We start from the raw sequence: 12,089 nt of genomic DNA on the forward strand, positions 1-12,089 counted from the left end.
GCTCAGTTGGTTCAGAGCACTTGGTTTACACCCAAGGGGTCAGGGGTTCGAATCCCTTGTCGCCCACAAAAAAATCCAGAACTTAGTTTTGGATTTTTTTATGTTATTATTTGATATGGAATTTTGTTTTTAATCAAAATCTAACATATATTTGCAAACCTATTATTAGGGCGACTAGCTCAGTTGGTTCAGAGCACTTGGTTTACACCCAAGGGGTCAGGGGTTCGAATCCCTTGTCGCCCACAAAAAAATCCGAAACAAATGTTTCGGATTTTTTTATTTATAATAATTCTAATACGCGTTCCAAAGCCATTCCTCTAGAGCCTTTTATTAATAACGCACTGTCTTTAATTGTTTTGTAATTGTTTTTAAAATCTTCAAAGGATTTATATTGTTCTAAATTGGTATGGTGTAATTTAGTTTTGTAAAAATTTTCACCAATTAAAATTACTTTATTAATATCTAAATCAGCTAATAGGTTTACTATATTTTGATGTTCTGCAGCAGCAGAAATCCCTAATTCAAACATGTCTCCTAATATTGCTATTTTGTTTTTAGCCTTATGGATGCTAAAGTTATTTAATGCCACGTCCATACTAGATGGATTAGCATTATAGGCATCTAGAATAATAGTGTTACTATCTTTGTCAATTATTTGAGACCTATTATTTGTTGGTACATAGTTTTTAATTGCATTTTGTATTTGATGTATTGTCAATTTAAAATGTCTACCAATTGTACAAGCTGCACATAAATTGGTGTAATTGTATGTGCCTATTAAATTAGAGTTGATAACCTTGTCTTCTGTTTTAAACGAAACAAATGGATTGGTGTCTAATAAGGTGTAATTGTAATTGTTTGTTATACTATCGTTGAAACCTATCTTATTATTATAAGTACTCAGTTTATCTTTTTGAATAGGATCCTCAGCGTTAAAAAATACTTGTTTATTATTGCTTATCAAGTACTCATACATTTCACTTTTACCTTCAATAACGCCTTCAATTCCTCCAAAGCCTTCTAAGTGGGCTTTACCAAAATTAGTAATGTATCCATAATCAGGTTTAGCTATGTTACATAAAAAAGCAATTTCTTTTTTATGATTTGCTCCCATTTCAACAATACCAATTTCAGTATTTTTATCCATAGATAGTAATGTTAAAGGTACACCAATGTGATTATTCAAGTTACCTATGGTTGCTGTAGTATTATATTTTTGAGATATTACAGCATTAATAAGCTCTTTGGTTGTTGTTTTTCCGTTACTTCCAGTTAAGGCAATGATTTTTAAACCTAGGTAGTCTCTATGATATGTGGCTAACTCTTGCAGTGTCTTTAGACTATTTTTTACTAAAATAGTATTATCTGTAGTCTTATACTTAGGGTCGTCTATAATAGCGTATTTGGCGCCTTTATTTAAAGCTTCGGTTGCAAAGGTATTACCATTAAAATTTTCTCCGCTTAAAGCGAAAAACATACAATTATCTTTTACTTTTCTAGTGTCTGTACTTATGGATGTACAGGATAAAAAAAGTTGGTGTAATGCGTCTATTTTCATGAAATAAAAGTATAAAAAAAGTCCTAACAAATGTTAGGACTTTTTAATATATTAAAAATAATATTTTTAGTTTTTAGACTTACGTGTTCCTTTAGATTTTGAACCAACTCTAGACATTGCACATCTAAACCCAATATAGTCTGTTGCCATATTTTGTGGGTAATAACGTCTTTGTGCAGGATCTAACCAGTACTCTCTATCTTTCCAAGATCCTCCTTTGTAAACTCTTACCTCATCGTTTATTAAAGAGGTACGTTTGTTGGATTTGTCATACTCTCTGATCATATTTCCTGAAGAATCCATTTCTATGTTATGCTTAGGTGCATTGTACATTTTACGTGTAGAAGCATCTTCGTTAGCTTCTCCTTCGTCATCTCCAAATCTATCAGCGTAGTATCTTGAAGATTGTGAGTCACCATCTCTAAAGTTACGGTTGTCACTTCTATCAAAGTTTGTTCTTAAGTAAGTTTCTTCTTCGTCTATTGGTTGTGTAGCAATTTCTCCTGGTAAATCTCTAGGTACTACTTTTCCGTTTGGAAGAGTATCAAAAACAATTTCGTCTGTAGTTACAATTTTAACTGTACCATCATCGTTGATTGCATTTTTAGTATAAACGTTACCTCTATAGTAGTTAAAATCGTTAAACTCATCATCTACTATTGGTCTGTAAACATCGGCAACCCATTCTGCAACATTTCCTGCCATATCATATAAACCGTAATCATTAGGAGCGTAAGATTTAACTTGAGCAGTAATATCTGCACCATCGTCAGACCATCCTGCAATTCCACCATAATCACCTTTACCTTGTTTAAAGTTAGCTAATTGGTCTCCTTTTATTTTACGACTTCCAGAACGTGTGTACTGTCCATCCCATGGATATTTTTTACGACCTCTGTAGACGTTGTAGCTTCTTATTTCTGATAATCCTAAAGCAGCATATTCCCATTCAGTTTCAGTAGGTAGTCTGTATTTAGGAGATATAATACCTGTTTCTCTTGATGCAAAAACATTAATTTCGTCACCTGCAGCATTAGTTTGAGGTCTAAGTTTTCCTCCTTTTATAATGTCTTCATTACCACCAAACGTTTGTGTTGGAGCATTGATGTAAGTATCTGTACTAAAATTAGCATCTGCAGTAGCTTCTAATTGGCTTCCTTGCTTTAAGTAACCATCTTGTTGTAAGTAAAGCTCATTTACACGATCAGTTCTCCAGTTAGCAAACTCAACAGCTTGAATCCAACTTACTCCAACCACAGGGTATTCTCCGTAACCTGGATGACGTAAGTAGTTTTCTGTCATAACTTCGTTGTAACCTAAACGGTTTCTCCAAACTAACGTGTCAGGTAAAACACCATTGTAGATAGCTCTGAAATTTTCTTCTTCAGGTGGATATGTTCTTTTAATCCAATCTAAATATTCTAAATACATTTTATTAGTTACTTCAGTTTCGTCCATATAAAAAGACTGAACGTGTTGTTGATTAGGAGTATTATTCCAATCATGCATAACGTCGTCTTGGACTCTACCCATTGTAAAAGTTCCACCTTCTACAAAAACTAATCCTGGAGCAGTCTCTTGTTCTTTAAATTTGGTATTGTATTGAAAACCACCATCTTTAGAGTTAATCTGCCATCCAGTAGCTCTTGAGGTATTACTACCGCTACCAGATCTTTTACAACCAACCAAGGTCAAAGAAATCGCTAAAACGAATAACAACCTTGATACAATTACTTTTTTCATATTCATGCGTTTATGTAAGCTAATAATGTTTTTTTGGAGTCGCAATATAATAATTAAACCCAACAAAACAACATAAAATGTTATTTTTGAGTAAAATTTAAATGCATTTCATCCTATTTTTTTACGTTACATCGATATTAAATTTGCTTTTAATCGATGTTTTGGAACTGTATAACGCAGGTTATTAAAAATTATTATCGTAATTTTGACTTGTTTTTATGAAATTATTAAGATTTAAGTAATATCATTTAAAATAAGACGTTATTAATGCAATGAAAAAGATTTTATTAGTACTACTAGTACTCTACCTAACGCCAATATTTTCACAAGAAAAAAAGTTTAATTTAGCATGGGATAATACCCAAACTTATGCTACAGATAGTTATTCTTTAAATATACCTACGTTTTCACCTTCTAAAAACTTCTCTTTTGATTTGTCAGAAGGTTTGCAGTTTGTGGAGCAATGGATTGTAAATGGTTTTGTTGCCGAAAACTCTATTGAAGTAACCAACGTTAATTATCTTCCTATTGCTAGAGAAGATTTAAAGGATGTTAACCTATCGACAATACCAACAACATTACAATTTTCTTTAAAAAATGGAGCTGCTAGAACCACTAATTATGCTGTTTTTACTTTAAGTCCTATTGTAAAAGAAGGTAATAATTATAAGAAGGTAACTAGCTTTACTATTAAGTATAATAACTCTGCAACTAATAATAGTAGCAGATTAAATAATTCTCAAGTTATCACAAATTCTGTTTTGAATAGTGGTGAATGGTATAAGTTTGAAATACCTAAAACTGGTGTTTTTAAGCTTTCAAAGTCGTTTTTAAATCAAATGGGAATTAACGTTTCTAGTTTTGATCCAAGAAATTTAAAAATCTATGGAAATGGAGGTATGATGATGCCTTTTGCAAATAGTGCTAATTTTCCTTTTGATCCCACTGAAAATGCTATTAAAGTGGTAGGTGAGGAAGATGGTGTTTTTAATGATAACGATTATGTGTTGTTTTATGCTGTCGGACCTTCTGCAAATGTGTCGGATAGTAATATTAATACCAATATTAATCCGTACAGCAATAAAGCGGTTTACTATCTTAATATTAGTTCTGGACAAGGTAAAAGGATCCAAAATTTTAGCCAGGCAACAGGTACTCCGGATTTGGTGGTTAATACCTTTCAAGATTATAAGTTTCATGAAATAGATGAAACGAATATAATTTTTGTTGGAAGACGATGGTTTGGTGAGCGTTTTGGAGTAGAAAACTCGCAATCCTTTAATTTTGATTTTCCTAATTTAGTAACCTCTGTTCCTGTGAGTTTAAAAGTGGTTACAGTGTCTACTTCATCTAGTGCTAGTGGTTTTGCTTTGAGTGTAAATAGTAATGCTGTTGGTAATATATCTATGAATGCGACTAGTCCAATAGATGGTGTTTATGTAACAGGAGGCTCTTATCAAGGGACAACATCTGTGGCTAGCAATAGTGTAAACGTTGCTTTGGATTTTAATAATCAAGGAAACCCGAGTGCGACCTCTTATTTAGATTATGTTGCTGTAGAAGCCACAAGAGCTTTAACTTTTAGCGGAAAACAATTTGTATTTAAAAATAATCAAACAGCGTCAACTGCAGGTGTAGCCAATTATGTGGTTTCTAATGCAGCTCAGGTACAAGAGGTTTGGGATGTAACTAATTTATATGATGTTTCTTCAATAAGTAATTCTGCAGCAGCAGGTACAATTAGTTTTAATGCACCAATGGGTAGTTTAAAAAAGTTTGTGACTGTTAGTTCTCAGGATTATTTTGAACCAAATTTGGCAAGTAACAGTAGAGTAAATAATCAAAATTTAAAAGGAACTATATTTTTAAATAATCAAGGTAGCTTTCAGGATGTTGACTATTTAATGCTGACCACCAGTTCTCATTTGTCTCAAGCACAACGATTGGCGCAAATTAACAGAGATAAAAATAATCTTAATGTAAAGGTTGTAACATTAGACCAAATTTATAATGAGTTTTCAAACGGAAATCCAGATATAGCAGGTATCAGGAATTTTGTAAAATATGTTTATGATAATGCTAGTACGCCAAATAATCGCGTAAAGTATTTATGCATTTTTGGAGATTCCTCATTTGACTATAAAGGTAGAATATCCGATAACACGTATAATTTTCCAACTTGGAATGCTTACAGCAGTTTTAACTTGTCAAATTCATTTATATCGGATGACTTTTATGCTTATTTAGATGCAAATGAAGGTAATATTGATGCCTACAATAATTCCCATAAATTAGATGTAGCAGTTGGTAGAATAGTGGCAGATACACCGCAAAGAGCTAAAGAAATGGTAGATAAAATTGAAGTCTATTATTCAAAAGGAGCCTTAGGTAGTTGGCGTAATAATTTTGTAGTAATATCTGATGATGTTGATGAGGCTTGGGAAGCAACATTACAAGAAACAACAGACGAGATTGCAGATGAAGTTGCACAATTTAAACCTTTTATAAATGTAACTAAAATACACACGGACTCCTACCAACAAGAAGCATCTGCTGGAGGGGATAGATATCCAGAAGTAACAGAAGCTATTACTAATGCTATCGAAAAAGGAGCCATCATGGTTAATTATTTTGGGCATGGAGGAGAAGACGGTTTGGCTTTTGAACGTATTTTTCAAAAAGATGATGCTGAAGCTTTAAATAACGATTGTAAGCTAAATCTATTTGTAACAGTAACTTGTGAGTTTACAAGGTTTGATAACCCTTTAAGGGTAACTGCTGGAGAGTTAATTTATTGGAATAAATCCGCTGGAGCAATTGCGTTAGTAACCACTACAAGACAGATTTTTGTAACGGTAGGAAAAGACTTTAATAAGATTTTAAAAGAGTATTTATTTTCATATAGTACATTAGATACATATAGTGATTACGAATATCCATCTGTTGCAGAAGCACTAAGATTAGCTAAAAATGACCCCAATTTTTCTAACTCTCAAAAAAACTTAGCATTTTGTATTGGTGATCCAGCGCTAAAATTAGCATTTCCAGATCCAAACATTAGACTTACTAAAATTAACGATGTGCCAATTACTCAGGATACAGATGTATTACAAGCATTAAGTTATGCTAAATTAGCAGGAGAAGTAACAGATGTAAATGGTAATGTGTTAACTAATTATAATGGTATCTTAACAACGACCATTTTTGATAAAGAAATTGAAAGAGAAACATTAGCGAATGATAATACTTACAATAGCACATCGCTAATTAAGCTAAATTATAAAACATTGGGATCTATTGTTTTTAGAGGTCAAGCCACTATTACTAATGGACAATTTGAATTTGATTTTATAGTTCCTAAAGATATTGGTATCCCTGTCGGAACTGGTAAAGTTAGTTTTTATGCAACCCAAGATAATACGTTAAACGATAAGTCAGGTGCTAGTATCGAAACCGTTAAAATCGGTGGTATTAATCCTGATGCTGCAGAGGATAATATTGGACCAGTTATTACGTTGTTTATGAATGATGAGGCTTTTGTTTCTGGAGGAATTACCAACGAGTCGCCAACACTTATAGCTAAATTTCAGGATGAAAACGGAATAAATACCGCAAGTGGAATTGGTCACGATATTGTGGCTTTATTGGATGGTGACGAGGTTAATCCATACGTTTTAAATGACTATTACTTAACAGATGTTGACGATTATACAAGAGGGTCTTTAGGGTTTCCTTTTAGGGATTTAGAGCCAGGTTTACATACATTATCCCTTAAAGCTTGGGACGTATATAATAATTCAGCTACAGCTGAAATCCAATTTGTAGTGTACAATGAAAACGAAAGTTTAGTTATTAATAACGTACTAAACTATCCAAATCCATTTGTTAATTACACCGAGTTTTGGTTTAGTCATAACAGCTCAGAGGTTTTAGATATCTCTGTACAAATATTTACTATATCTGGTAAATTAGTAAAAACGCTAAATGGTCAAACATCATTAGTAGGTGGTAAAACAGTAAAATCTACTTCTAGAGACATTATTTGGGATGGTCGTGACGATTTTGGAGACAAAATAGGAAAAGGAACCTATGTTTATAAATTAAAAGTCCATTCAAAAAGCACCAATAAATCAGTAGAAAAAATAGAGAAACTTGTAATCCTCTAATAAAAAATTATATTTGTTAACTAAAATTGATTCATGAAAAATAAAATTTTAATAGCGATAGCTTTCTTTTTATCTCTTAAGGGTATTTCGCAAACGACTATTACTAACCCAAACGATACTAGAGTAATTACTACAGGAGTACCGTTTTTATTAATAGCTCCAGATGCTAGAGCAGCAGCAATGGGTGACATGGGTGTTGCAACTTCTCCAGACGCATTCTCTCAGCAATGGAATTCTGCAAAATATGTGTTTTCAGAAACAAAATCTGGTGTTGCTATAAGTTACACACCTTATTTAAGTAAGTTAGTAAACGATATCTTTTTAGGTAACGTAACTTATTTTAATAGACTAAATGATAATAGTGCATTTGCAGCTAGTTTTAAATATTTCTCTTTAGGTGATATCGAGTTTGTTCAGGACGAGTTTTCTGAAGCTTTGGTGCAAAGACCAAACGAGTTTACAGTAGATGTATCTTATGCCTTACGATTAAGCGATCAATTCGGGATGTCTGTAGCTATGCGTTACTTGCAATCTGATTTGAAACTTAATATTGGAGATAATGATACTAAAGCAGCAAGTACTTTTGGTGTGGATATTTCAGGATATTATCAAAGTGAAGAGCAAGCCTATAACGATTTTAATGGTCGTTGGAGAGGTGGATTTGCCATCCAGAATTTAGGTCCAAAATTTAAGTATGATGAAGCTGGTCAAGATAATTTCCAACCAACTAATTTAAGATTAGGAGCAGGTTTTGATTTTATATTAGATCAATACAATACTGTTGGTGTAACTGCAGAGTTTTCTAAGTTATTAGTGCCAACACCTCCTCTTTTAGGTTTTGATGATACTAATGAAGATGGTGTTCAGAATGCGGATGAGCCTACTTATATAGTATCAGGTGAAGATCCAGATGTGCCATTTTTATCTGGTGTATTTCAATCTTTTGGAGATGCTCCAGGAGGTTTTAAAGAAGAATTACAAGAATTTACCTATGCCTTAGGTGCAGAGTATACTTATCAAGATTCATTTGCATTTAGAGCAGGATATTTTAATGAGCACGAAACAAAAGGTGCACGTAAGTTTTTTGCATTAGGAGCAGGATTTAAATATAATGTTATAAATGTAGATTTATCATATTTATTCTCAGCCTCTCAAGTGCAAAGTCCACTGGAAAGTACACTACGTTTTTCTTTAACCTTTAATTTAGGAGCAGGAACGTATGATGAGTATTAATCAGTAATAAATAAAACAACTTAAAAACTATTGTGAAAACAATAGTTTTTTTGTCTAAAATAGTTGCGTATATTTAAATTATGAAGGAAGTAAAAATTGAAACAACATTACAGGTATTTGATAATATTAGTGACCTCTCAGAAGATGTACAGTCATTAATGAGTAAAGCTTCAGAAGCTAGAAACAATGCCTATGCACCTTACTCAAAGTTTAGTGTAGGAGCAGCCTTATTACTAGATAACGGAGAAATTGTTACCGGAAGTAATCAAGAAAACGCCTCTTATCCATCAGGATTATGTGCAGAGCGTACAGCGATTTATTATGCTGGTGCAAAATACCCAAAAGCAAAATTTGTAAAAATGGCTATAATAGCTGGATCTCAAGTGCATCCAACGCTAACACCAATTCCACCATGTGGAGCTTGTAGACAGGCAATTGCAGAATACGAGGTGAAACAAGACATTCCAATCGAGCTGTTTTTTATGGGAGAAACAGGTAAAGTAGTACGCTCAAATTCATTAGCAAACCTGCTTCCGCTTATTTTTGATAAATCAGCACTGTAACTATATCGTTTTCGTAACAAAAATAACTATTTTCAGTTTTTTCATTAATAACTAAAGTGTTACTTTTGTTATTCGTTAAAAAAATACAAACGTCACCAATGCAAAAAGTAACAAAAGAAACGTATATAAAATGGTATGAAGACATGCTGTTTTGGAGAAAGTTTGAAGACAAGCTTGCAGCAGTCTACATTCAACAAAAAGTTAGAGGTTTTCTACACTTGTATAATGGGCAAGAAGCTGTGTTAGCAGGAGCTTTACATGCAATGGATTTAACCAAAGATAAAATGATAACTGCTTACCGTAACCACGTACAGCCAATTGGTATGGGTGTGGATCCTAAGCGTGTTATGGCAGAATTATTTGGTAAAGCAACTGGAACCTCTCAAGGTTTAGGTGGTTCTATGCATATATTTTCTAAAGAACACCGTTTTTATGGAGGTCATGGTATTGTTGGAGGACAAATTCCTTTAGGAGCAGGTATTGCTTTTGGAGACAAATATCATGGTGTTGATGGTGTAACCATATGTTGTTTTGGTGATGGTGCAGCTAGACAAGGGTCTTTGCATGAGTCTTTTAACTTAGCAATGTTATGGAAGTTGCCAGTAGTTTTTGTATGTGAAAACAACGGTTACGCAATGGGTACATCTGTAGAGCGTACAGCTAACCATACAGATATCTGGAAATTAGGTTTAGGTTATGAAATGCCTTGTGGACCTGTTGACGGAATGAATCCAATTAAAGTGGCAGAAGCATTTGACGAAGCTATACAACGTGCACGTCGTGGTGATGGACCAACATTTTTAGAGGTTAAAACGTATCGTTATAGAGGTCACTCTATGTCTGATGCACAACACTACAGAACAAAAGACGAAGTAGAAGAATACAAAAAATTAGATCCTATAACTCAGGTTAAACAAATCATACTTGATAACGATTATGCTACAGAAGCAGATATCAAAGTAATTGATAAGCGTGTTAAACAACAGGTTGCTGAGTGTGAGAAATTTGCAGAAGAGTCTCCATATCCAGAAAAAAATGTGATGTACGACGCTGTTTATGATCAAGAAGATTATCCATTTATAGACCATAAAATAAAATAAGCTATGGCAGAAATTATAAACATGCCACGTTTAAGTGACACCATGGAAGAAGGGACTGTCGCTGCTTGGTTAAAAAAGGTAGGAGATAAAATAGAAGAAGGAGATATTTTAGCAGAAATCGAAACCGATAAGGCAACGATGGAGTTTGAGTCTTTTCATGAAGGTGTTTTATTACACATTGGTGTACAGGAAGGCGAAACAACTAAAGTTGATCAACTTTTAGCTATTATTGGTGAAGAAGGTGAAGATATCTCTGAGTTGCTAAACGGTAGTAATGAAACGTCTTCTCCAGAAACGACTGAAGACAAATCTGAAGAGAGTACAGAAGATACAGTAACTGAAGAAGATCAATCTAGCTCAGGTACACAAGATATTCCAGAAGGTGTAACAGTAGTTACAATGCCAAGGTTAAGTGATACCATGGAAGAAGGTACTGTAGCAACATGGTTAAAAAAAGTAGGTGATGTAGTAGAAGAAGGAGATATCCTTGCAGAAATTGAAACCGATAAAGCTACTATGGAGTTTGAATCGTTCCAGTCTGGTACATTATTATATATCGGATTAGAGGAAGGTGACTCGGCTAAAGTAGATGCATTATTAGCAATTATTGGACCTGAAGGGACTGATGTTTCTGGTATAGCTAAAAACTTTAAAGTATCAGGTAGTGATACTAAAACAGGCGATAAGCCAAAAGAAGCACCTAAAAAGGATGCACCTAAGCAAGAGGCTAAACAAGATAATAAACCAGAAGCAACTGCTCAAGCAGAAACATCTAACACGTCTACAGGTCGTATATTTGTATCGCCTTTAGCTAAAAAAATGGCTGAAGAAAAAGGGATTACTTTATCTCTTGTAAAAGGATCTGGAGAAAATGGACGTATTGTTAAACGCGATATCGAAAACTTTACACCAGCTGCAGCAGCACAATCATCTGCACCAGTTGCTAAATTTGTAGCATCAGGACAGGAAGATTTTGATGAGAAACCAAACTCTCAAATGCGTAAAGCAATTGCTAAAAACTTAGCTAAATCTAAGTTTTCTGCGCCACATTACTATTTAAATGTAGAGTTTGATATGGACAATGCTATGGCGTTTAGAACTCAGTATAATTCAATTCCAGACGTTAAAATTTCTTTTAATGATATGATTGTTAAAGCATGTGCTTTAGCATTACGTCAGCATCCACAAGTCAACTCACAATGGTTTGACGATAAAATGAGATTAAATAATCACGTTCATATTGGAGTAGCAGTAGCTGTTGAAGATGGATTGTTAGTACCAGTTGTTAAGTTTGCAAATGAGCAGTCTTTACCACAAATTGGAGCAGCAGTTAAAGACTATGCAGGTCGTGCTAGAAATAAAAAACTATCATTAGATGAGATGGAAGGTAGTACTTTTACTATTTCTAATTTAGGGATGTTTGGTATAGAGAGTTTTACGTCTATCATCAATCAACCTAACTCAGCAATACTTTCAGTAGGAGCAATAGTTCAAAAACCAGTAGTAAAAAATGGTCAAGTGGTACCAGGAAATACTATGAAGTTAACGTTGGCTTGTGATCACAGAACTGTAGATGGAGCAACAGGAGCACAATTCTTACAAACATTAAAAGGGTATATTGAAAATCCAGTGACGATGTTAGTATAAGGTTTTGCAATAGCTAAAATTTAAATTATATAAAATCCCATTTCAATATATTTGATTTGGGATTTTTTTATCTTTAAAG

General features: G+C 33.6%; 7 protein-coding genes and 1 tRNA gene. 6 read left to right on the top strand and 2 right to left on the bottom strand.

Going from position 1 to position 12,089, the window contains the following annotated elements; all coding sequences use genetic code 11:
- Positions 1-168 precede the first annotated feature (168 nt).
- Positions 169-243: transfer RNA gene (locus tag WNY60_RS12165), tRNA-Val, on the top strand.
- 37 nt (positions 244-280) lie between these two features.
- Here WNY60_RS12165 and murF read toward each other — a convergent pair.
- Both murF and gldJ read right to left on the bottom strand, forming a co-directional pair.
- A complete protein-coding gene (gene murF / locus WNY60_RS12170; protein WP_342862537.1) occupies positions 281-1,558 on the bottom strand; it encodes a UDP-N-acetylmuramoyl-tripeptide--D-alanyl-D-alanine ligase in 1,278 nt (425 codons plus the stop codon).
- 66 nt (positions 1,559-1,624) lie between these two features.
- Positions 1,625-3,307, bottom strand: a complete 1,683-nt coding sequence (gene gldJ, locus WNY60_RS12175) for a gliding motility lipoprotein GldJ (RefSeq protein WP_186439169.1) — start codon at positions 3,305-3,307, stop codon at positions 1,625-1,627.
- A gap of 266 nt (positions 3,308-3,573) precedes the next feature.
- Here gldJ and porU point away from each other — a divergent pair, with 266 nt between their 5' ends.
- From porU to WNY60_RS12200, 5 genes are all read left to right on the top strand, one after another.
- The gene (gene porU, locus WNY60_RS12180; protein WP_342862538.1) at positions 3,574-7,467 is read left to right on the top strand and encodes a type IX secretion system sortase PorU; all 3,894 of its coding nucleotides are present in this window, start codon (positions 3,574-3,576) and stop codon (positions 7,465-7,467) included.
- Between the two features lie 33 nt (positions 7,468-7,500).
- On the top strand, positions 7,501-8,700 hold the full coding sequence (porV, locus tag WNY60_RS12185) for a type IX secretion system outer membrane channel protein PorV (RefSeq protein WP_292942320.1): 1,200 nt from the start codon (positions 7,501-7,503) through the stop codon (positions 8,698-8,700).
- An 80-nt stretch (positions 8,701-8,780) separates the two neighbouring features.
- A complete protein-coding gene (cdd, locus tag WNY60_RS12190) occupies positions 8,781-9,263 on the top strand; it encodes a cytidine deaminase (RefSeq protein WP_342862539.1) in 483 nt (160 codons plus the stop codon).
- Between the two features lie 98 nt (positions 9,264-9,361).
- The gene (gene pdhA / locus WNY60_RS12195) at positions 9,362-10,363 is read left to right on the top strand and encodes a pyruvate dehydrogenase (acetyl-transferring) E1 component subunit alpha (RefSeq protein ID WP_292942325.1); all 1,002 of its coding nucleotides are present in this window, start codon (positions 9,362-9,364) and stop codon (positions 10,361-10,363) included.
- Positions 10,364-10,366: 3 nt separating this feature from the next.
- Positions 10,367-12,010 carry a pyruvate dehydrogenase complex dihydrolipoamide acetyltransferase gene (locus WNY60_RS12200; protein ID WP_145001043.1) on the top strand — a complete coding sequence of 548 codons (1,644 nt, stop codon included), beginning with the start codon at positions 10,367-10,369 and terminating at the stop codon, positions 12,008-12,010.
- The last annotated feature ends 79 nt before the right edge of the window (positions 12,011-12,089 follow it).

The organism is Olleya sp. AS48 (assembly GCF_038900355.1).
In the GTDB taxonomy this organism is placed as follows: domain Bacteria; phylum Bacteroidota; class Bacteroidia; order Flavobacteriales; family Flavobacteriaceae; genus Olleya.